Annotated in this window: 21 protein-coding genes; 4 read left to right on the top strand and 17 right to left on the bottom strand. The window is 63.6% G+C overall.

What is annotated here, in order from left to right; all coding sequences use genetic code 11:
• The first annotated feature begins 48 nt into the window (after positions 1-48).
• Complete coding sequence (locus tag IF690_RS01450; RefSeq protein WP_202698557.1) at positions 49-822, top strand: MetQ/NlpA family ABC transporter substrate-binding protein; 774 nt, start codon at positions 49-51, stop codon at positions 820-822.
• Between the two features lie 192 nt (positions 823-1,014).
• Here IF690_RS01450 and IF690_RS01445 read toward each other — a convergent pair whose 3' ends face one another.
• From IF690_RS01445 to IF690_RS01425, 5 genes are read right to left on the bottom strand one after another with little or no spacing between them, the layout of a single operon-like run.
• The gene (locus IF690_RS01445) at positions 1,015-1,650 is read right to left on the bottom strand and encodes an SCO family protein (protein ID WP_202698556.1); all 636 of its coding nucleotides are present in this window, start codon (positions 1,648-1,650) and stop codon (positions 1,015-1,017) included.
• Positions 1,647-2,546 (bottom strand): heme o synthase, encoded by a 900-nt coding sequence (gene cyoE / locus IF690_RS01440; RefSeq protein ID WP_202698555.1) that lies wholly within the window; start codon positions 2,544-2,546, stop codon positions 1,647-1,649. Before cyoE ends, IF690_RS01445 begins: the two co-directional genes overlap by 4 nt.
• Positions 2,534-3,613, bottom strand: a complete 1,080-nt coding sequence (locus IF690_RS01435; protein WP_202698554.1) for a COX15/CtaA family protein — start codon at positions 3,611-3,613, stop codon at positions 2,534-2,536. Before IF690_RS01435 ends, cyoE begins: the two co-directional genes overlap by 13 nt.
• Before the next feature lie 10 nt (positions 3,614-3,623).
• Entirely contained in the window at positions 3,624-4,217 is a 594-nt protein-coding gene (locus IF690_RS01430; protein ID WP_202698553.1) for a PA_0111/PP_0108 family redox-active disulfide protein, read from the bottom strand.
• Positions 4,183-4,923 carry an SURF1 family protein gene (locus IF690_RS01425; protein ID WP_202698552.1) on the bottom strand — a complete coding sequence of 247 codons (741 nt, stop codon included), beginning with the start codon at positions 4,921-4,923 and terminating at the stop codon, positions 4,183-4,185. Before IF690_RS01425 ends, IF690_RS01430 begins: the two co-directional genes overlap by 35 nt.
• Before the next feature lie 69 nt (positions 4,924-4,992).
• On the opposite strand from IF690_RS01425, the gene IF690_RS01420 reads away from it, so the two are divergent.
• Complete coding sequence (locus tag IF690_RS01420; protein WP_016703917.1) at positions 4,993-5,196, top strand: twin transmembrane helix small protein; 204 nt, start codon at positions 4,993-4,995, stop codon at positions 5,194-5,196.
• An 8-nt stretch (positions 5,197-5,204) separates the two neighbouring features.
• On the opposite strand, the gene IF690_RS01415 is transcribed toward IF690_RS01420, so the two are convergent.
• From IF690_RS01415 to coxB, 4 genes are all read right to left on the bottom strand, one after another.
• A complete protein-coding gene (locus IF690_RS01415) occupies positions 5,205-6,092 on the bottom strand; it encodes a cytochrome c oxidase subunit 3 (protein ID WP_202698551.1) in 888 nt (295 codons plus the stop codon).
• Between the two features lie 34 nt (positions 6,093-6,126).
• Entirely contained in the window at positions 6,127-6,681 is a 555-nt protein-coding gene (locus IF690_RS01410; RefSeq protein WP_202698550.1) for a cytochrome c oxidase assembly protein, read from the bottom strand.
• A 144-nt stretch (positions 6,682-6,825) separates the two neighbouring features.
• Positions 6,826-8,427 carry a cytochrome c oxidase subunit I gene (ctaD, locus tag IF690_RS01405; protein WP_202698549.1) on the bottom strand — a complete coding sequence of 534 codons (1,602 nt, stop codon included), beginning with the start codon at positions 8,425-8,427 and terminating at the stop codon, positions 6,826-6,828.
• 82 nt (positions 8,428-8,509) lie between these two features.
• Positions 8,510-9,637, bottom strand: coding sequence for a cytochrome c oxidase subunit II (gene coxB, locus IF690_RS01400; protein WP_023967640.1), 1,128 nt, complete (start codon positions 9,635-9,637; stop codon positions 8,510-8,512).
• Between the two features lie 372 nt (positions 9,638-10,009).
• Here coxB and IF690_RS01395 point away from each other — a divergent pair, with 372 nt between their 5' ends.
• Positions 10,010-10,660, top strand: coding sequence for a hypothetical protein (locus tag IF690_RS01395; protein ID WP_202698548.1), 651 nt, complete (start codon positions 10,010-10,012; stop codon positions 10,658-10,660).
• A 132-nt stretch (positions 10,661-10,792) separates the two neighbouring features.
• Here IF690_RS01395 and IF690_RS01390 read toward each other — a convergent pair whose 3' ends face one another.
• From IF690_RS01390 to IF690_RS01365, 6 genes are all read right to left on the bottom strand, one after another.
• Complete coding sequence (locus IF690_RS01390) at positions 10,793-12,361, bottom strand: SulP family inorganic anion transporter (RefSeq protein WP_202698547.1); 1,569 nt, start codon at positions 12,359-12,361, stop codon at positions 10,793-10,795.
• Between the two features lie 90 nt (positions 12,362-12,451).
• Complete coding sequence (locus IF690_RS01385; protein ID WP_202698546.1) at positions 12,452-13,186, bottom strand: carbonic anhydrase; 735 nt, start codon at positions 13,184-13,186, stop codon at positions 12,452-12,454.
• Positions 13,187-13,430: 244 nt separating this feature from the next.
• On the bottom strand, positions 13,431-14,489 hold the full coding sequence (locus IF690_RS01380) for a PA0069 family radical SAM protein (RefSeq protein ID WP_202698545.1): 1,059 nt from the start codon (positions 14,487-14,489) through the stop codon (positions 13,431-13,433).
• 159 nt (positions 14,490-14,648) lie between these two features.
• Entirely contained in the window at positions 14,649-15,974 is a 1,326-nt protein-coding gene (locus tag IF690_RS01375; protein ID WP_202698544.1) for a c-type cytochrome, read from the bottom strand.
• 12 nt (positions 15,975-15,986) lie between these two features.
• The gene (locus IF690_RS01370) at positions 15,987-17,771 is read right to left on the bottom strand and encodes a GMC family oxidoreductase (protein ID WP_202698543.1); all 1,785 of its coding nucleotides are present in this window, start codon (positions 17,769-17,771) and stop codon (positions 15,987-15,989) included.
• 2 nt (positions 17,772-17,773) lie between these two features.
• Complete coding sequence (locus tag IF690_RS01365) at positions 17,774-18,532, bottom strand: gluconate 2-dehydrogenase subunit 3 family protein (protein WP_202698542.1); 759 nt, start codon at positions 18,530-18,532, stop codon at positions 17,774-17,776.
• A 302-nt stretch (positions 18,533-18,834) separates the two neighbouring features.
• On the opposite strand from IF690_RS01365, the gene IF690_RS01360 reads away from it, so the two are divergent.
• Complete coding sequence (locus tag IF690_RS01360) at positions 18,835-19,491, top strand: phosphatase domain-containing protein (protein ID WP_202698541.1); 657 nt, start codon at positions 18,835-18,837, stop codon at positions 19,489-19,491.
• A gap of 135 nt (positions 19,492-19,626) precedes the next feature.
• On the opposite strand, the gene IF690_RS01355 is transcribed toward IF690_RS01360, so the two are convergent.
• Positions 19,627-19,914, bottom strand: a complete 288-nt coding sequence (locus IF690_RS01355; protein WP_023967647.1) for a YheV family putative zinc ribbon protein — start codon at positions 19,912-19,914, stop codon at positions 19,627-19,629.
• A complete protein-coding gene (gene prlC, locus IF690_RS01350) occupies positions 19,911-21,962 on the bottom strand; it encodes an oligopeptidase A (protein WP_202698540.1) in 2,052 nt (683 codons plus the stop codon). The genes IF690_RS01355 and prlC overlap by 4 nt, the downstream gene beginning before the upstream one ends.
• Positions 21,963-22,011: the final 49 nt, after the last annotated feature.

Raw genomic sequence — 22,011 nt, 5'->3', positions numbered from 1 at the left:
CTGGCCGGCAGGCGTCCGGCACCGGGCGCCTCACAAGGAGCTAGCTGGATGAAAAAACTACTTGTCGCTTTCGCCGCCGTTGCCGCGTTCTCCGCGCACGCCGCTGACACCCTGACCGTGGCCGCCACCCCGGTGCCCCACGCCGAGATCCTCGAATTCGTGAAGCCGGCGCTGGCCAAGGAAGGCGTGGACCTGAAGGTCAAGGTCTTCACCGACTACATCCAGCCGAACGTACAGGTCGCCGAAAAGCGCCTGGACGCCAACTTCTTCCAGCACCAGCCGTACCTGGATGAGTTCAACAAGGCCAAGGGCACCCACCTGGTAAGCGTCGCCGGCGTGCACCTGGAGCCGCTGGGCGCTTACTCCAACAAGTTCAAGAAGCTCGAAGAACTGCCAGGCGGCGCCAACGTGGTGATCCCCAACGACGCCACCAACGGCGGTCGTGCCTTGCTGCTGCTGGCCAAGGCTGGCCTGATCAAGCTCAAGGACTCCAACAACATCCTGTCCACGGTCAAGGACATCACCGAGAACAGCAAGGACCTGAAATTCCGTGAGCTGGAAGCCGCGACCATCCCGCGCGTGCTGACCCAGGTCGACCTGGCGCTGATCAACACCAACTACGCCCTGGAAGCCAAGCTGGACCCGTCCAAGGACGCCCTGGTGATCGAAGGCAAGGACTCGCCTTACGTGAACATCCTGGTGGCCCGTCCTGACGACAAGGATTCGGAGGCCATGAAGAAACTGGTTGCCGCCCTGCACAGCCCGCAGGTGAAGCAATTCATTCTCGAGAAGTACAAAGGCGCCGTGGTTCCGGCGTTCTGATCGGTTGCAGAAACACAAACGGGGCGCCTCAAGGCGCCCCGTTTCGTTTCTGCCGTTGCCTGCCGCGCGCTCTGTAGCCGCTGCCGCAGGCTGCGATCGGCTCCGCAGGAGACGTGCTCTTGAAGGCCTCGGAAGGCGCTCCGCGCCTTTTCGCAGCCTGCGGCAGCGGCTACAGGTTCCAGGTGTTACGGGTTACTTGCGCTGCACCATCACCGGCAACTGGGCCACCAGCTTCTGGTTGTTCAGCGGCGCGCGGATGAAGCCACGCTGGGTACCGTCCGGGCCGATCACCGCGAGGTTGCCGCTGTGGTCGACGGTGTAGTTGGGCTTGCTGGTGTCCGCTGGAATGAAGGGGATGCTCACCGCATTGGCGAGCTTCTGCACGTCCGCCACTGAGGTCGCGGTCAGGCCCTTGAAGTCCTTGTCGAAGTAGCCCAGGTACTGTTTCAGCTGCTGCGGCGTATCACGGTTCGGGTCGACACTGACCAGCACCACCTGCAGGTTGTCCACCGCCTCCTTGGGCAGCTCGCTCTTGATCTGGCGCAGTTGGGCGAGGGTGGTCGGGCAGATGTCCGGGCAGAAGGTGTAGCCGAAGAACAGCAGGCTCCACTTGCCCTTGAGCTCATTGAGCAGCACCGGCTGGCCTTCCTGGTCGGTCATTTTCACGTCCGGCAGGTTGCGACTCTGGGGCAGCAGGATGATCCCGGCGTCGATCAGCGCGGTCGGGTCCCCCTGGTTCTTGCCGGTCAGCACTTTGTTGACGGTGAGCCCCAGCACCAGGGCCACCAGCGCCACGAGAATAAAGACGGTTTTCTGAGTTCGAGTCATAGGTTCAACAATAGGTAGTGGTCTACGAGCAGCGCGATAAACAGCAGGAACAAGTAATAAATAGAGTACTTGAAGGTGTTGATCGCCGCGTGCGGCCGACTGCCACGGTACAGCACCCAGGCCCATTGCAGAAAGCGCGCGCCCAGGCCCAGGGCACAAATCAGGTAGAGCAGGCCGCTCATGTGGATCGCATAGGGCAGCAGGCTGACCGCCAGCAGGGCAAAGGTGTAGAGCAGGATATGCACCTTGGTGTAGTGCTCGCCGTGGGTCACCGGCAGCATCGGGATGTCGGCCTTGGCGTATTCCTCCTTGCGGTGAATGGCCAGGGCCCAGAAGTGCGGCGGGGTCCAGGCGAAGATGATCAGCACCAACAGCAGCGGTTCGGCCGTCACATGCCCGGTGGCCGCGACCCAGCCCAACAGCGGCGGCGCAGCCCCGGCCAGGCCGCCGATCACGATGTTCTGCGGAGTCGCCCGCTTGAGGAAACCGGTGTAGATCACCGCATAACCGAGCAACGATGCCAGGGTCAGCCAGGCGGTCAGGGGGTTGGTGAACGCCAGCAGCAAGGCTTGCCCGGCGATGGCCAGCAGCAGGGCGAAACCCAGTGCCGCCAGCGGCGATACCCGGCCTTCGGCCAGCGGCCGTTTATGGGTGCGCGCCATGATCGCGTCGATCCGCCGGTCCACCACATGGTTCACTGCCGCCGCCGCGCCGGCGCACAGGGCGATGCCCAGGTTGCCGAACACCAGCACCGTCCACGGCACCCCGGCGCGGGTAGCGAGGAACATGCCCACCAGCGAGGTAATGAGCATCAGCACCACCACCTTGGGCTTGGTCAGCTCCAGGTAGTCACGCCAGATCGCCTGGCTGTGACGCTCGCCGATCAGAGTCGCCATGGCATTTCTCCTTTAATGGTTATGGGCCCGGCGGCGTGTTTGCGCGGGCTCAGGCGCCAACCCAGCGGCAGGTGCGAACGGGTGCGGACCAGGCTGGTGCGGGCGTGATAGTTGACCAGCACCAGGGTCAGCAGCAGCGCCGCGCCGCCCGCGTTATGCGCCACGGCCACCGGCAGCGGCAGGTGGAACAGCACATTGCTGATGCCGAGGCCGATCTGCGCCGCCAGCGCCACCAGCACCAGCCCGGCGAGGCGGGTCATGCCCACATGCTTGAGTTGCCAGGCCAGGCCGAGCAACACCAGGGTCACCAGCAACGCGCCGATGCGATGGGTCAGGTGGATGGCGGTGCGGGCGTCGCCGTCGAGCTGCCCGCCCAGGTAGTTGGGGCCAATGTGCTGGGTCAGGTGAAAGCCGTTGGCGAAATCCGCCGCCGGCCACCACTGGCCGTGGCAGGTCGGCAGGTCGATGCAGGCCACCGCCGCGTAGTTGGAGCTGACCCAGCCGCCCAGGGCGATCTGCCCGATCACCAGCACCAGCCCGGCCGTGGCCCAGTACTGCAGGCGGCGCGGCACGATCAGCGCCGGCAGCACCCCGGACAGGCGCAGCGTCAGCAAAAACAGCAGGCTCAGGGTGGCGAAGCCGCCCAGCAGGTGCGCTGTGACCACCTGCGGCCACAGCTTGAGGGTCACCGTCCACATGCCGAACAAGGCCTGGGCGAACACCACCGACAGCAGGAACAGCGGCAACTTCAGCGGTTGCCCGGGATGATGCCGGTGGGTCCAGGAGCGTGCCGCCAGCAGCACGATCAGCAAGCCCAGGGTCCCGGCGAAATAACGGTGGATCATCTCGTTCCAGCCCTTGTGGGCTTCCACCGGGGTGTCGGGAAAATGCAGCTCGGCATGGGCCAGCTGGGCTTCGCTTTTCGGCACGCCGATGAAGCCGTAGCAACCCGGCCAGTCCGGGCAGCCGAGGCCGGCGTGGGTCAGCCGGGTGTAGGCGCCGAGCAGCACCACGATCAGTGCCAGCAAGGTGGCAAACAAGGCGAGGCGAAATCCAGGTTTGGCCATGACGATGCCCTTATCCGATGTTCGACAGTTTCAGCAGATGGCGCAGGTCGTTGAGCAGGTCCTTGCCTTTGACCCGGGCGTCGTAGCGCAGGACCAGGTTGCCGTGCGGGTCGACTATCCACAGCAGCGGCTCGCCCTGGTCGCCGGCGCCCTGGGTGAAGGTCGGCAGGTCCAGCGGGTAGCGTTGCAGTTGCGGGTATTCGCGCTGCAGCCTGGCCTGGTAATCGGCGGCCAGCGGCTGGGCAGCGGCCAGGGCGTGGCTGGCCCGGGAAGCATCGCGGCCCAGGGAAATCTGGATCTGCCGCGCCAGGTACACCAGTTGCTGGCAATCCACCGCGCAGTCCCTGGGCGCGGTGACCAGGATCTGCCAGCGCTTCTCGTCGGCCTGGACCCCGATGTCGGCGCGGCTCTGGCCGTTGCCGATCAGCTCACCGTGGTAGCTGCGGCTTTCCGGCACCCAGAACTGCAACTTGTACATGCCGGTGGCGAGGATCATCGGACCGATCACCATCGCCACGATCAGCAGCAGTTGCCAGCGTCCACGGCGCCGATTGTGCGGCGCCTGGGCCTCAGAAATGTTGGGTGGATTCATGGCCGCTCCCATGGTGTTTCTCCCTTGCGTTATGCCATCCGAGATAGAGGTACAAAGCGCACAGGGCCAGCGCCATGGCGAACCACTGCACGGCGTAGCCCAGATGTTTTTCCGGCCCCATGGCCACCACCGGCCATTCGGTCATGTAGCCGCCCGGGCCATCCTCCTGGCGCAGCTCGTAGGCAAAACCGCTGCGCCCCAGCTCGCTCCAGAGCCTGGCTGGATCGACCGTCGTCACCAGCCGCGGCCACTGGGCATTGCGCGGATCGGCATGCAGTTGAAAGGTCGCGCCGGGAGCGACATAGACCCAGGCGTCGAGGCTCAGGGACTGTTCCGGGGTGTTGAATGCAGGTGGCGTGCGCCGGTCCGGCCAGGGCAGCCAGCCACGATTGAGCAGCAGCCATTGGCCGCTGGCCTGGTCGAGAAAGGGTTGCAGCAACTCGACCCCGACCTTGCCCTCATGCATGCGGTTATCCAGCAGCAGGCTGTGGGCCGCATCGAGGCGACCGTGTAAGTGCACCCGGCGGAACGCCGGATCAGGGGCAGCCTGCAGCTCATCCACGGTCAAAGGCTCGGCCACGCGCCGTTCGGCGTAGCTGGCCAGCAGCTCGCGCTTGTGTTCGCCCCGGCCCAGTTGCCAGAACCCGAGCACCACCAGCACCGGCAGCAACGCCAGCACCACCAGGGTCGGCAGCACGCCCGGGCGAAAGCCGTTCATGGCAGCGCCCGAAAGTGGCGAGATCGACTGGCTATACTCAAGCGCATCGCGTTTCCCCTGGAGCCCACCATGCTTAAAGCGGCAATCGTCCTGTTGCTGATCGCCACGCTCATCAGCCTGTTCAGCGGCCTGTTCTTTCTGGTCAAGGACGACAGCAGCTCCCATCGCCTGGTCAGGTCGCTGACCGTGCGTGTGTGCCTGGCCGCGCTCACCGTTGGCTTGATCGCCTGGGGCTTCTTCAGCGGCCAGCTGGTGTCGCACGCGCCCTGGTAACGCCGCGCTCAGAGCACGTAGACAAAGACAAACAAGCCGATCCACACCACATCGACAAAGTGCCAATACCAACTGGCCGCCTCGAAACCGAACTGATGCTCGGCGTCGAAGTGCCCCTTCATGATGCGCATCAGCATCACGAACAGGATCAGCGTGCCGATGGTCACGTGGGCACCGTGGAAGCCGGTGAGCATGAAGAAGGTGGCGCCGTAGATGCCCGACCCCAGGGTCAGCCCCAGCTCGTGGTAGGCGTGCAGGTACTCCTCGGCCTGGAAGCCGAGAAACGCGCAGCCCAGCAGCACGGTGATCGCCAGCCAGATTTTCAGCACGCCGCGGTGGCCGTTCTTCAGGGCGTGGTGGGCGATGGTCACGGTGACGCTGGAACTCACCAGCAGCACCGTGTTGAGCAGCGGCAGGCCCCAGGGGCTGATGACTTCCTTGGGCGGCGGGAACAGCTTGGAATCGGGGTTGTTGAGCAATGGCCAGGCGAACTCGAAGTTCGGCCAGAGCATGTGCGCGATGCCCTTGCTGCCTTCGCCGCCCAGGGCCGGCCCGGCGATTTGACGCACGTAGAACAGCGCGCCAAAGAAGGCGATGAAGAACATCACCTCGGAAAAGATGAACCAGCTCATGCCCCAGCGGAACGAGCGATCCAGCTGGGCGCTGTACAGGCCGGCGCGACTTTCCTTGATCACCGCGCCGAACCAGCCGAACAGCATGTAGGCCAGCAACAGGCTACCGACGAAGAAAATCAGCGGGCCATGGGATTCCGGGCGCGCGGCCTTGAGGTCGTTGAACCAGGTGGCCAGGCCGAACACGGTAACGAACATGCCCACGGTGGCGATGATCGGCCACTTGCTCTGGGCGGGAACGTAATAATGCTCATGAGTTGCCATTTATTGTTCTCCTTATCGGGCACGCTTGAACGTCTTAACCACCGGTGTGGGTGCTCACGGCCACCGGTGGATGACGCGCGGTGATATCGAACAGCGTGTAAGCCAGCGTCAGGTGCTTCACATCCTTGGGCATGTCGCGGTCAACGATGAAACGTACCGGCATCTCGATCTGCTGACCGGGCTGCAGCACTTGCTGGGTGAAACAGAAGCATTCGGTCTTGTGGAAATACATCGCGGCGCTGCTCGGCGAAATGCTCGGGATCGCCTGGGCGCTCATCGGGCGGTCGCTGGGGTTGCGGGCGACGAAGATCATCTCGTTCACCGCGCCTGGATGAACCACGATGTCGTCGGCCTTGGGATAGAAGTCCCAGACCATGTCGATCGCGTTGGTCGACAGGAACTGCACCCGCACCTGGCGCGAGACATCCACCTGCTGCTCGCCGGAATACTGCCCGCCGGTCTTGCCGTTGATGCCCAGCGCCTTGCACATCACGTCGTAGATCGGCACCAGGGCAAAACCGAAGACGAACATCGCCGCCACCACCAGCAACAGGCGGGTGATCAGCTTCTTCATCGAGATCTCAGCCATGAGCGTGCTCCCCTGTAGGAGCGAGCTTGCTCGCGAAAAAATCACCAACGATGACGCGATGTGGCTGATGGAGCGCCACTTCGTGGCTATCGCGAGCAAGCTCGCTCCTGCAGGAGGAGATCGGTGAGCATCGCAGCAGGCTGTTCATTTCACTTCCGGTGGCGTGGTGAAGGTGTGGTACGGCGCCGGCGACGGCACGCTCCACTCCAGCCCTTCGGCACCGTCCCAGGGCTTGGACGGCGCGGGTTGGCCGCCACGGATGCACTTGATGACGATGAACAGGAAGAAGATCTGCGTGGCGCCGAAGGTGAACGCGCCGATGGACGACACCATGTTGAAATCGGCGAACTGCAGGTTGTAGTCCGGGATTCGCCGTGGCATCCCCGCCAGGCCAACGAAGTGCATCGGGAAGAACGCCATGTTCATGCCGATGAAGGACAACCAGAAATGCAGCTTGCCCAGGGTTTCGTCGTACATGTGCCCGGTCCACTTCGGCAGCCAGTAATAGGCCGAGGCGAAGATGCCGAAGATCGCGCCCGGCACCAGCACATAGTGGAAGTGGGCGACCACGAAGTAGGTGTCCTGGTACTGGAAGTCCGCCGGGGCGATGGCCAGCATCAGCCCGGAGAAACCGCCAATGGTGAACAGGATCACGAAGGCCACGGCAAACAGCATCGGCGTCTCGAAGGTCAGCGAGCCTTGCCACATGGTGCTGGCCCAGTTGAAGACCTTGACCCCGGTCGGCACCGCGATAAGCATCGTCGCGTACATGAAGAACAGCTCGCCCACCAGCGGGATGCCGACCACGAACATGTGGTGCGCCCAGACGATGAACGACAGGAAGGCGATACTCGCCGTGGCGTAGACCATCGAGGTGTAGCCGAACAACGGCTTGCGCGAGAAGGCCGGGATGATCGCGCTGACGGCGCCGAAGGCCGGCAGGATCATGATGTACACCTCGGGGTGGCCGAAGAACCAGAACACGTGCTGGAACAGCACCGGATCACCGCCACCGGCGGCACTGAAGAAGCTGGTGCCGAAGTGGATATCCATCAGCATCATGGTCACGCAGCCGGCCAGCACCGGCATCACCGCGATCAGCAGGAACGCGGTGATCAGCCAGGTCCAGACGAACAGCGGCATCTTCATCAGGGTCATGCCGGGAGCGCGCAGGTTGAGGATGGTGGCGATCACGTTGATCGCGCCCATGATCGAGCTGATGCCCATCAGGTGGATGGCGAAAATGAAGAAGGTCACGCTTTCCGGCGCGTAAGTGGTGGACAGCGGGGCGTAGAAGGTCCAGCCGAAGTTGGGGCCGCCACCGGGCATGAACAGGGTCGAGACCAGCAGCAGGAACGCCGCCGGCAGCAACCAGAAACTGAAGTTGTTCATCCGCGGCAGGGCCATGTCCGGCGCGCCGACCATCAGCGGGATCATCCAGTTGGCCAGGCCGACGAAGGCCGGCATCACCGCGCCGAAGACCATCACCAGGCCGTGCATGGTGGTCATCTGGTTGAAGAATTCCGGCTGCACGATCTGCAGGCCGGGCTGGAACAGCTCGGCGCGGATCACCATGGCGAACGAGCCGCCGAGCAGGAACATGGAGAAGGCAAACCACAGGTACAGGGTGCCGATGTCCTTGTGGTTGGTGGTCAGCACCCAGCGCATCAGGCCCTTGGCCGGGCCGTGGGTGTGGTCATGATCGCCAACGACTGCATGACCGTGCTCATCGCTCACAGCGTTCATGGCCTGTCTCCTGTAAACGGTTGGGCTGGACGATCGAGGGCAGCACGCCCCGACCGGTTCCGGGAACACGCAATGGACCGGGTCATTTGCTTTCCGCCTGTTTCAGAGCCAGGACATCCTTGGGCGTCACCATGTCGCCCTTGTTGTTGCCCCAGGCGTTACGTTCGTAGGTGACCACCGCTGCCAGGTCGACTTCCGACAGCTGCTTGCCGAAGGCCGCCATGGCGGTGCCGGGCTTGCCGTGGAAGACGATGTTCAGGTGATCCGCCACCGGCCCGGTGGCGATCTTCGAGCCCTTGAGCGCCGGGAACATCGGCGGCAGGCCCTGGCCCTCGGCCTGGTGACAGGCCACGCAGGTGGTGTGGTAGACCTTGTCGCCACGGGCCACCAGCTCTTCGAGGGTCCATTCCTTGCTGGTCAGTTCCTTGAGCTTGAGAGCCTCGGCCTTGCGTTCGCCCAGCCAGGTGTCGTAGTCGGCCTGGGTCTTGACGTCGACCACGATCGGCATGAAGCCATGGTCCTTGCCGCACAGCTCGGCGCACTGGCCGCGATACAGGCCGGGCTTGTCGACCCGGGTCCAGGCTTCGTTGACGAAACCGGGGATCGCATCGCGCTTGACCGCGAAGGCCGGTACCCACCAGGAATGGATGACGTCGGCGGAGGTCACCAGAAAGCGCACCTTGGCGCCGATCGGCAGCACCAGCGGCTGATCGACTTCCAGCAGGTAATGCTCGCCCTTGGCGCTCTGGTTATGAATCTGTTCGGCGGGGGTGCTCAGGTTGCTGAAGAACTCGACGTCCTGGCCCAGGTATTTGTAGTGCCACTTCCACTGATAGCCGGTGATCTGGATGTCCACATCCGGTTCGCTGGCGTCGTACATCTTGATCAGGGTCGCGGTGGCGGGAACGGCCATGGCCACCAGGATCAGCAGCGGCACCACTGTCCAGAGGATTTCCACCGTCGTGCTTTCGTGAAACTTGGCGGCCACCTGGCCGGTGGAGCGGCGGTGCACGATCATCGACCAGAACATGGCGCCAAAGACAATGACGCCGATCACCACACAGATCCAGAAGATGGTCATGTGCAGGTCGAATACCGCGTGACTTATATCAGTCGCTCCAGGCGCCATATTCACGGTCCAGGCGCCATGCGCCTGGCTGAATACCGACCACAACAGGAGGCCCATCCAGACTTGTGGATGTCGCATCATTGCGGGTTCCCCTTATCGTTCTTGTTATCCCGCCGGCTTTCACCTGCGGCCAAGGGATCGGCTGCCCAGACTACGAACTTAAACCGCCGAGCCTTCGCTGCACATGCAGTCGGGCGTCATCAGCTAACTTCATACAGACCCGAGTATAGACAGCGACTTCGACCTCGCAACGCGGTGCCGTAAATCCACTGAAACAGTTTGCCGCGGCCTTATAGGCCACGGTTGGAAAGGGATAGGGGATGAATGATGGCGAAGCGATATAACCTAGACGACTAACCATGAAATAATTATGAGAAATACGTCTTAAGCGATTTCGTGAGCAGGCTAACTTATGTCTTCCCTAATTAATTGCCCTTGTTTCCTGGAGTATTCATGAACACCGCCGCATTGCGCGAGCAGATCCAACGAGCCCATCAACACGAGTCCAGCACCGGGCAGTTGCGCCGCCAGCTGGAAACCCAATTGCCACACCTGCACCCCGCCATCCTGCTCCCCGAACTGGATGCCCAGGGGGTGATGACCCGTTTTGTCGCCGCTTATATCGATCAGGTTCCAGACCTGCTGGACGCCGCCAACGAAGTCGCGCGCGAAGCCGGTATCGAGTCGCAGATCAAGCCGGTGTTGAAGATCGCCGAGCAGTTCTTCCTCCAGCCGCCCGCCATCATGGCCGGCCACGAAGGCCTGGACAGCCTGCTGGACGAAGCCTATCTGGCCCATCGCCTGGTGGAAGAGGTCAACGACCTGTACATCACCCACTTCGGCCAGCCGCTGATCCCGCTGGATACCACGGTGGCCAACCTGATCGCCCACCAGTTGATCGGCGAAACCTTCGCCAACCAGCTGGACGAAGCGGTGCACCATGCGGTCGACGCGATGCTCGACGAAGAGAGCTTCGCCCTGGAGTCGGTCGAGGCCTATCGTGAGAAGCTCGGCAGCCCCGACACCGACGCCGCCTGGAAACGCTGGCCGTGCCTGTCGCGCCAACTGGGCGTGGAGCTGGAACTCGACCAGCCGGCTGCCTGAAGATTGCAGGTGGCGGCCCTGTAACCGCTGCCGCAGGCTGCGATCGACCGGCACGGTCGCAGCGACATCACCGACGCCGAAGGCCCTTCGGACCTTATCGCAGCCGTCGGCGGCGGCTACAGGGCTCCAAACTTACGCCCGGCTCAGGCCTTTGACCTCCATCTTCGAGGCCGGACTCACGCCCACGTTGGTATGCAAGCGCCCCTCCAGCCGGCGCTTCAACCCGCGCGACTCGATCACCAGCTTCGAGCCCTTGGCCGCATTGGCCCGCTCCCACTCCTCGAGCAGTTCCAGGCAGGCATGGTCGATGTAGCCCAGGTTATTGAGCGGCACATGCACCGTGGTACCCGGTGGGATGCTGCCCAGCGCCTGGGTCAGGGCCGGTACCTTGAGGAAGGTTGCGGCGCCCACCAGGCGCAACTCCATTTCGCCTTTGACCGGCAGGTCCACCAGGCTGATCTTCAGCCGCGAAGCGCCCCAGGCCAGCTTCACCAGGGTCAGGCCGAAACCGATCAGCACACCGGTCAGCAGGTCGGTGAAGACAATCGCCAGCGCGGTCACGCCGTAGGTCAGCATCGGCATCGGCCCATAACGGCCCAGCTTGCGGAACGACTTGAGGTCCACCAGCTTGAACCCGGTGTACACCAGCACGCCCGCCAGGCTGGCCACCGGAATGCTTTGCAGCACGCTGGACAGCAACAGCACGAACGCCAGCAGCCACAGCCCATGGAAGATCGCCGACAGCCGCGTGGTCGCGCCCGCCTGGACGTTGGCCGAACTGCGCACGATCACCCCGGTCATCGGCAGGGCGCCGAGCAACCCGCAGAGCATGTTGCCGATACCTTGCGCCGACAGTTCACGGTCGAAATCCGAGCGCGTACCGTTGTGCATGCGATCCACCGCGGCGGCGGACAGCAGGGTTTCGGCACTGGCGATGAAGGCCACGGCAAAAGCCGCGACCAGCAGCGTCGGGTCCGCCAGGTTGAGCAGGTCGGCCGGACGCAGCCAGTCGATCGCCTCGGCGAGGTTTTCCGGCACTTCGACCCGCTTGACCTGCAGCGCCAGGACCAGGCTGGCAAAGGTCGCCAGGCCAACCCCCAGCAGGGCGCCAGGAATAAAGCGCAGCGAGTGCGGGCGCAGTTTTTCCCACAGGAACATCACCGCGATGGTCGACAGGCCAAGCAACCCGGCCTGCCAGCCAAAGCCGCCACCCAGGCTGGGCAAGGCTTGGGTCACCGCCTCGGGGAAACCCGCGAGGTTATCCAGGCCGGACGCCTGGGGCTGGGCGTCGAGCATCACGTGCACCTGGGAGAGCACGATCAACACCCCGATCCCGGCGAGCATGCCGTAGACCACCGCCGGCGCCGTGACCCGGAACCAGCAGCCCAGGCGCAGGCGCCCGGCCACCAGCTGGAGGAAACCCGCCAGCAGCAGGATCGGCCCGAGCATGGCGATACCGTGCTGGCGCACCAGCTCGAACACCAGGACCGCCAAGCCCGCGGCCGGACCGCTGACCTGCAAGGGCGAGCCCGCCAGCCAGCCCACCACCAGGCCCCCGATGATCCCGGTGATCAGACCCTTGGCCGGCGGCATGCCGGAAGCGATGGCGATACCCATGCACAAGGGCAGGGCCACCAGGAACACCACCACGGAAGCGAGCAGCTCCCGTGGCAAGACAGCTTTCAGTTGTGCTGCACGCATGATGATTCTCCCGAAGCGTTCTTCAGGCGTGGCAAAGCCTGACCGCGCAGACGGCAGTCATGGCTCAACCCCACTGGGATTTAGGAGGATTTAGAAGCGCGCTTTAGGCGTCGCAACCGGGATCGGATGGCGTCCGTCCAACGGCAGGAAACACCCTTGATCCGCGTCGTAGGCTTTGATTTCGCTGGTTTCGATGTTGTACACCCAGCCATGGATGAACAACTGGCCATTGGCCATGCGCGAAGCCACCGAAGGGTGGGTGCGCAAATGCTGCAACTGGGCGATGACGTTCTCTTCGGTCAGCACATGCATGCTGGCGTTCTCGTCGGCGCAGTCGCAGTTCTCCTGGACCATGGTCTTGGCCACTTCGGCGTGGCGCAGCCAAGCTTTGACCGTCGGCATCTTTTCCAGGCTCTGCGGGTTGAGCACCGCGCGCATGGCGCCGCAATCGGAATGGCCACAAACGATGATGTGGTGCACACCCAGCGCCATGACCGCGTATTCGATGGCCGTGGACACGCCGCCGTTCATCTGCCCGTAAGGCGGTACCACGTTACCGACGTTGCGGGTCACGAACAGGTCGCCCGGGGCGCTCTGGGTAATCAGTTCGGGGACGATGCGCGAATCGGCGCAGGCAATGAACATCGCCCGCGGCCGCTGGGCCGTGGCGAGTTTCTTGAACAGTTCTTCCTGCTGTGGGAAGACCTCGTGATGAAAATGCAAAAAGCCGTCAACGATTATCTGCAGCGCTGCATCGGCGCTTTCGGCGGCCTCTGTGGACGCTGAAGCCGACGCAGCCAACGGCTGTTTATCCTTGTCACTCATGATTCATCCCCTTTTGACGGATTAGGTGAATTTTCCAGTTTTATCCGGCACGACGCCAGCAATTGATCAAAAAGCAACCAACTCGCTGAAAGCGACCCATCGGTCACTCGGTGAACAAGGTAGCCTTCCAAACTTAACTCAAACTGAACGGAGCGCTCTAAAACGCCACTATTGGTGATGCAAAAAGGTGACCAGCCTATAGAGCCAGGTGCACCGGCACTACTCCACCATAGGCCAATACCTTCTATAGCAACGACATCTGCCCACCCGGCGGACAGAAGGCCGTGCAATCGAGGTTGTAGCCTTCGCGTCGATCGAGCCCCAGGCGTTTGCTGGCCTTGGCGAAACGCTGCGCCAGCAGGGTCGCGAAGGGGCCTTCGCCGCGCATCCGTGCACCAAAACGGCTGTCGTACAGTTCGCCGCCGCGACACTGGCGGATCAGGCTCAGGACATGGGCCGCCCGCTGCGGGTAATGGGCGTTGAGCCATTCCTCGAACAGCGGCGCCACTTCCAGGGGCAGGCGCAGCATCATGTAGGCCGCGCTTTGCGCGCCCGCAGCATGGGCTTCGGCGAGCAGGCTTTCCAGCTCGCTGTCGTTGATCATCGGAATCATCGGCGAACACAGCACCCCCACGGGAATCCCCGCCTCGCGCATCACCCGGATCGCCCGCAACCGCGCCTTGGGCGCCGCCGCCCGGGGTTCGAGGATGCGCTTGAGCTCGTCGTCCAGGGTGGTCAGGCTGATCATCACCGCCACCAGCCGCTGCTCGGCCAGTTCGACCAACAGGTCGAGATCGCGCAGGATCAGCGAGCCCTTGGTGACGATGGTCACCGGGTGCCGGTAGCGCAGCAGCACCTCCAGGGTCCGGCGGGTCAACTGGTGCTCGCGTTCGATGGGCTGGTAGGGGTCGGTGTTGGAACCCAGGTTGATCGGCGCGCATTTGTAGCCGGGCTTGGACAGCTGCTGTTCCAACATCGCCGCGGCATTGGTCTTGGCGATCAGCCTGGTCTCGAAATCCAGCCCCGGCGACAAGTCCCAGTAGGCATGGCTGGGCCGCGCATAACAGTAGATGCAGCCATGCTCGCAACCGCGATAGGGATTGATGGAGCGGTCGAAGGGCAGGTCCGGCGAGCTGTTGCGAGTGATGATGGATTTCGCCGTCTCGAGACGCACCTCGGTGCCCTGGGTCAGCGGGGCTTCCTGGTACCAGCCGTCGTCGAAGGCCACCGAGCGCCGGGACGCAAAACGGTTGTGCGGGTTGGTCGCGGTGCCACGGCCGCGCGCGGGCAGGGGACTGAACATGGGAGGCGCTCCGATACTGTATTCATATACAGTATCGGAGGTTCGAATTTCTGCAAAGCACCGTCGGGCGGAGCGCGCCTTAGGCGCTGATCGCGAGCAAGCTCGCTCAGAGAACACACGCATCCCTGCAGGAGCGAGCTTGCTCGCGAAAAAGGCCGGTCAGCCGCCGCTGCGCTTCGTCATCTGACCCAGATCGTCGTTCGAGGTGCTTTGCAGGTCGCCCTTGCGCATCTGCGCCACATCCGCGGCGTTCACCTCGGAGCCCTGGTTGCCCCAGCTGGTGCGGATGAAGTTGACCACATCGGCCACCTCCTGGTCCGACAGGCGCCAGGCGAAGGCCGGCATGGTGAAGGTCGATGGCGCGGCGTGGGTCGCCGGCAAGGTGCCGCCCTTGAGCACGATATGGATCAGCGACGTGGCATCCATGCTTTGCAGCACCGGGTTGCCCGCCAGCGCCGGGAACACCCGGGTATAACCGTGGCCGTCGGTACGGTGGCACGCCGCACAGTTGTCGATGTACACCGACGCCCCCGGCTTGCTGTCGTCACCTTTCCACAACGCCTCGGCCACCGCCTTGTCGTACTGGTGCGGCTGGTCGTTGGCATCCACCGCCGGCAGCGACTTGAGGTAACGGGCAATGGCCGTCAGGTCATCCGTGGACATGTACTGCATGCTGTGCACCACCACGTCGCTCATGCCGCCGAACACCGCGCCACGGTCGCTGCGGCCGGTCTTGAGGAACTGCACCAGCTGCTCTTCGCTCCAGCTGCCAAGGCCGTCCTTGTGGTCGCCGCGCAGGCTCTTGGCAATCCAGCCTTCCAGCGGCGCGCTGCCGGCCAGGAAGTGCTTGCCTTCGCTGGCGCTCAGGGCTTTCTCCTGCATGGTCAGGGCGCGCGGCGTGTGGCAGGCGCCACAGTGGCCAAGGCCTTCCACCAGGTAAGCACCGCGGCTGACTACCGGGTCTTCGCCTGCCTTGGCCTGGTCGTTGCCTTGCAGGCCCGCCACGCTCGGCGCGAACATCCAGCGCCAGCCCGCCAGCGGCCAGCGCATGCTCAGCGGCCAGGGGATGTCGCTGTCACGGTTCTCCTGGACCACCGGCGCCACGCCTTGCATGAAGTAGGCATACAGCGCCTGCATGTCGGCATCGCTGACCCGCGCATAGGACGGGTAGGGCATGGCCGGGTACAGGCTGCTGCCGCTCTTCGCCACGCCATGGCGCACGGCCTTGTCGAAGTCCTCGAAGCTGTACTCGCCGATGCCGGTCTTGTCCGGGGTGATATTGGTGGAATAGATCGTGCCGATCGGGGTTTCCATCGGCAGGCCGCCGGCGAACGGCTTGCCGTCCTTGGCGGTGTGGCAGGCCACGCAGTCACCGGCGCGGGCCAGGTATTCGCCCTGTTTGATCAAGGCTTGCCGATCGGTTTCGGCGGCGCAGAGGGAAGCGCTGCCGAGCAGAGCCAGGGTCGCGATAACGAGGGTTTTCATGGTCATCGCTCCTTATGCCTGGACCAGCGGGCCGGGATTCTTCAGGTACTGCTCGCGGATCGCGCGGGCCGACCAGTAGGTCAACGCGGCCACCAGGCCGGTCGGGTTGTAGCCCAGGCCCTGGGGGAAGGCCGAAGCGCCCGGGACGAACACGTTGTGCACGTCCCAGCTCTGCAGGTAACGGTTCAAGGCACTGGTCTTCGGGTCCGTGCCCATGATCGCGCCACCGTTGAGGTGGGTGGTCTGGTAGGACGCGGTGTTGAAGTGCTCACCGACCTTCTTGCCCAGCACCGCGATGGCCTTGGGGTTCATCGCCTCGGCGATCTTGCCCATCTTCTCGACCATGAAGCGGTTCATCTTGATGTCGTTTTCCTGCCAGTCGAAGGTCATGCGCAGCAGCGGCAGGCCGTAGGCGTCGCGGTACACCGGATCGAGGTCGAGGTAGTTGCCGCGGTAGGACTGGTGGGCGCCGTGGGCGTCCATCGACACCTGGTGGGTGTAATAGTCGGCGGTGGCCTTCTTCCAGGCGCTGCCCCAGGCCGGGGTGCCCGGCGGGTTGGAGGTTCCGGCGATCGGCCGGCTGCCAGCCTGGTTGACCCAGAACGGCGAGCCACCGACGAAACCGTGGGGGCCGTGGTCGAAGTTGTCGGCGTTGAAGTCGTCCACCGCCACGCCATTGCCGCCGGCGCCGATGAAGTTGTTGGTGTGCACATCCTTGTCGAAGTAGGCCTTGATGGTGGCCATGTTCTGGTAGGCGAAGTTCTTGCCCACCACGCCTTCGCCGGTGATCGGGTCGTACGGCTTGCCGATGCCGGACAACAGCATCAGGCGCACGTTATGGAATTGGAAGGCGCCGAGGATCACCAGGTCCGCCGGCTGCTCGATCTCGCGCCCCTGGCCGTCGACGTAGGTAACGCCGGTCGCGCGGGTCCTGGTGCTGTCGAGGTTGACCTTGAGTACGTGGGAATTGGGCCGCAGCTCGAAATTCGGCAGCGGCTTGAGGGCCGGCAGGATGTTCACGTTCGGCGAAGCCTTGGAGTACATATAGCAGACGTAGCCGCTGCAGAACCCGCAGAAGTTGCACGGTCCCATTTGCGCGCCATAGGGGTTGGTGTACGGCCCCGAGGTGTTGGCCGACGGCAGGTTGTACGGCTTGTAGCCGACTTCGCCGGCGGCTTTCTGGAACAGCTGGGCGGAGTAGGTGTTCTTCTGCGACTCCAGCGGGAAATGGTCCGAACGGTCCGGCGCGTAAGGGTTGCCGCCCTTGCCTTCGCCGACCAGCTGGCCTTTCACGGTCCAGGCCTGACCCGAGGTGCCGAAGACTTTTTCCGCGTAGTCGAAGAACGGCTCCAGCTCTTCATAGGTGACCCCAAAGTCCTGGATGGTCATGTCCTTGGGGATGAAGTTCTTGCCGTAGCGCTCTTCGTAGTGACTGCGCATGCGCAGCTCGATCGGGTCGGCGCGAAAATGCACGCCGGACCAGTGCAGGCCGGCGCCACCGACGCCATTGCCCGGCAGGAACGCGCCCAGCTGGCGGTTCGGCAGGGCCACGTCGTTGACGCTGTGGCGAATGGTCACCGTCTCCCGGGAGATGTCCTGGAAGAGTTTCTTGCGCACGCTGTAGGTGAGTTCGTCGATCACCTGCGGGTAGTTGCCGTCCGGGTAGGTGTCCTGCATCGGCCCGCGCTCCAGCGCCAGCACGTTGAGCCCGGCCTCGGTCAGCTCCTTGGCCATGATCGCGCCGGTCCAGCCAAACCCGACGATCACCGCGTCGACCTTCTTCATTACCGTTGCCATGCTCAAGCCCTCTCGCCGCGAATCGACACTGCCGGGAAAGGGTATTGCTCGTTGCGTTCCACCCAGTCCATGAAATCGGCGCGCGCGCCGGGGAAGCCGATCAACGTCCAGCCGACCATGCCTTTATTGCCGCCGTGGATCGGGTCGCAGAAGAACCCTTCCTTGGTGTTTTGCAGCAAAAGGTTGAAGAAAATCTTCGGCGGAACGCTGTCGAATTGAGGTTTTCCCGCTTCGAGTTGCTTGAGCAAATCGTCTCGGGTAGCGCTGTCTTGCGCGGCAAATGTTTTACCGTTGAAGGCTTTCGACCAAGCGTCCGTCGCGGCGATGCCCAGGCGGTAGATCTCCTTGGGTACCAGCTTGCTCTGCCAGCCCATCTCCGGTGCGGCGTCGGCGTTGAACGGGCCTTGCATGTACCACAGGGCGCCAGCGGCGTAGGGGGTGTTCATCTGCCGGTCGATGTATTCCGGCACACCCGCTTCCAGGGCACCCGGGCCTTGTTCGTCGGCCGGGATCAGGCGCTCCACCGCGGCCTGGACAAAGGCCCATTCTTCGGCAGTGAAATAGCTTGGCTGGTAAACGCCAGCATCGGTGCCGGGCGGGGTTCGGGCCGGCTCGACTGGCGTGGCGGGCTTGGCCGCTTCGGGGGCGGCCATCAGCATCGAGCTGCCCAGGCCAGTACTGGCGACCGTGACCACCGGGATCAACGTCAGGGATTTGCGTAGAAACTCACGCCGCGGGTTGTCTTGATCGTGATCAGACATGGGTGCACCTCACACTAGGCATTCACGGGTTGGGCAGCCGCGTCATGGCGTGGCTTGTCGTTCTGGCGGCGCTACGGGTCGACCCCGACGCCGGGAAAAGCACAGTTCAGCAAATTTTGGTTACAAATGGTAGCAGGCTAAGCATTCGAATAAATCGTTTGCGTTGCAAAAAAGTCGCGATTACCGAGAAAAACCTCTATCGCAGCGGCTTCACGTTTCTTTGACGAACACCTCACAGGGCGTTGACCGGCCCGCATGGAAGCTAGGCTCCCTCCACCCCATTTCCGGTCACGGCCTTCTGCATGCACAATTTTCGTATCCTTCCCACCCTCTGCCTATCTCTCCTGACGCTGCTTGCCTGGCCCCAGGCGCAGGCCGCCGAGACGGGCGCGACCCGCCCGGCCCAGTGGGCCCAACCCGTGGAAGCCCACTACAACCTGTTCCAGATGTCACCGACGCTCTACCGCAGCGCCTTGCCAGACCGCGGCGCCGTGCCTTTGCTGGAAAAACTCAAGGTGGGCACGGTGATCAACTTCCTGCCGGAGTCCGACGCCAGTTGGCTGCAAGCCCCGGCAATCAAGCAGGTGCAATTGCCTTACCGGACCAATCACGTGGACGACGCCGACGTGCTGGCGGCCTTGCGCGCGATCCAGAGCGCCGAAAGCGACGGCCCGGTGCTGATGCACTGCAAGCACGGCTCGGACCGCACCGGCCTGATGTCGGCGATGTATCGAGTGGTGGTTCAGGGTTGGAGCAAGGAGGAGGCGCTGAATGAAATGACCGGAGGCGGGTTTGGTGACAGTTCCCACTTCAAGGACGGCATTCGCTACATGATGCAGGCCGATGTCGACAAGTTGCGCACCGCCCTGGCCAATGGCGATTGCAGCACCAGCGTGTTCGCCACCTGTTCGGTAAAGAGTTGGTTCGAGACGGTGAGCGTCAGCAAGCCGGCCAATTGACCGGCTGCGTGGGGCTGCAGAATTACGCTTCGACCGCATCCCGGTAGGAGCCAAGCTTGCTGGCGATCAAAGCACCGCGGTGTATCTGATACACCGCTATCGCGGGCAAGCTGCGCTCCTACAGGGGATTTGCAGTTACTTGGGCTCGTCGGTCTTTTTCTTCAACTTGGGGTTGGGGAAAAACTGCACCGACTGGACCTTGGCATCCGGCACCTTGAGGGCCGTGGTGTTGACCCGCGTACCCAGCTCCCTGGGCACCGACAGGCCCTGTTCATTCAGGGTGTCGGAATACCCGCAGGCCACGCACTCGCGATGGGGAACGTCGTCTTCGCTCCACATCATCAACTTGTCCTGCTCGCTGCACGCCGGGCAGACCGCCCCGGCGATAAAGCGTTTTTTCGTCTTCACTGGCCCCTCGCTCATGCCGCTGCGTCCTCGGTCAGGCCGCTGTGGCGCAAGAGTGCGTCAATCGACGGCGCGCGTCCGCGGAAGTCGACGAACAGCACCATCGGCTCCTGGGAGCCGCCGCGGGCCAGGATCGCTTCGCGGAACGCGCGACCGGTCTCGGCATTCAGCACACCTTCTTCCTCGAACTTCGAGAAGGCATCGGCCGACAGCACTTCGGCCCACTTGTAGCTGTAGTAACCCGCCGCGTAACCACCGGCGAAGATATGGGCGAAGCTGTTGGGGAAGCGGTTGTAGGCCGGTGGACGCATCACCGAGACCTCGTCGCGCACGCCTTCGAGCACTTGCAGCACGGCACGGCCGTCGCCATGGGTGGCATGCAGTTCGAAGTCGAACAGCGAGAACTCCAGCTGGCGCACCATCATCAGGCCGGATTGGAAGTTCTTCGCCGCGAGCATTTTTTCCAGCAGGTCCTGGGGCAGCGGCTCGCCGGTTTCATAGTGACCGGAGATCAGCGCCAGGCCTTCCGGCTCCCAGCACCAGTTCTCCATGAACTGGCTCGGCAGCTCCACCGCATCCCAGGCCACGCCGTTGATACCGGAAACGCCGGAGTACTCGACGCGAGTCAGCAGGTGGTGCAGGCCATGGCCGAATTCGTGGAACAGGGTGGTGACTTCATCGTGGGTCAGCAGGGCAGGCTTGCCGCTGTCGGCCGGGGTGAAGTTGCACACCAGGTTGGCCACCGGGCTCTGCAGCACGCCTTCGACAGTGCGGCGACGATCGCGGGCGCCGTCCATCCAGGCACCGCCACGCTTGTTGGCGCGGGCATACAGGTCGAAGAAGAAGCGGCCCACGTGCTGGCCGTTCTCCTTGATCTCGAACAGGCGCACGTCCGGGTGCCAGGTGTCGAAGCCTTTCAGTTCGGCGATCTCGATGCCGTACAGCCGCTGGACGATGGCGAACAGGCCGCCCAGCACCTTGTCGATCGGGAAGTAGGCGCGCAGGGTTTCCTGGGCCACGCTGTAGCGCTGCTCGCGCAGCTTCTCGCCGTAGAAACCGCTGTCCCAGCTTTGCAGGTCCGGGCAGCCCTGTTCGGCGGCATAGGCCTTGAGCTGTTGCAGGTCCTGGGTGGCGAACGGCTTGCTGCGCTTGGCCAGGTCACGCAGGAAACTCAACACCTGGTCGCTGGACTCGGCCATCTTGGTGGCCAGGCTCAGCTCGGCGAAGTTGGCGTAGCCCAGCAGTTGGGCCAGCTCCTGGCGCAGGTCGAGGATTTCTTCCATGACCGGGCCGTTGTCGTTCTGACCGGCGTTCGGGCCCTGGTCCGAGGCGCGGGTGCAGTAGGCGGCGTAGACTTCTTCGCGCAGCGCGCGGTCTTCGGCGTAGGTCATCACCGCGTAGTAGCTGGGGAATTCCAGGGTGATCAGCCAGCCTTGCAGATCCTTGGCCTGGGCCGCGGCGGCCATCTGCGCCTTGGCCGACGCGGTCAAGCCGGCCAGGGCCGCTTCGTCGGTGATGTGCTTGGTCCAGGCCTGGGTGGCGTCGAGCAGCTGGTTGGAGAAGCGGCTGCCCAGCTCGGAAAGCTTGCTCTGTACTTCGGCGTAACGCTTCTGCTGCTCGGGCGGCAGGTCGATACCCGACAGGCGGAAGTCACGCAGGGAGTGTTCCAGGATGGTTTTCTGCGCCACGTCGAAACCGGCGGCTTCCGGGCTGCCCGCCAGGGCTTCGAAAGCCTGGAACAGCTCACGGTTCTGCCCCAGCTCGGTGGCGTAGGCGCTCAGGTCCGGCAGGCAGGATTCGTAGGCTTCGCGCAGTTCGGCGCTGTTGCACACGGCATTGAGGTGGCTGACCGGGCTCCAGGCCGCGCCCAGGCGGTCGTTGAGTTCGTCCATGGCCAGAACCAGGCCGGCCCAGGTCGGTTGGGAGCCCTGGTCCTTGAGGATTTCAGCGATGGCGGCACGGTTGTCAGCCAGGATCTGTTTGATGGCCGGCTGCACGTGCTCGGCGCGGATCGCCGAAAACGGCGGCAGGTCGTAGGGCTGCAGAAGAGGGTTGTTCACACTCACGGTGGGCACCTTGGCTGGAAGAAACGTGGCCCCATCTTAATTACAATCG

This window comes from Pseudomonas sp. SK3(2021), assembly GCF_016772375.1.
In the GTDB taxonomy this organism is placed as follows: domain Bacteria; phylum Pseudomonadota; class Gammaproteobacteria; order Pseudomonadales; family Pseudomonadaceae; genus Aquipseudomonas; species Aquipseudomonas chlororaphis_I.
Note: the sequence above shows the minus strand (reverse complement) of the source record. Positions and strands in the feature narration are given on the sequence as shown.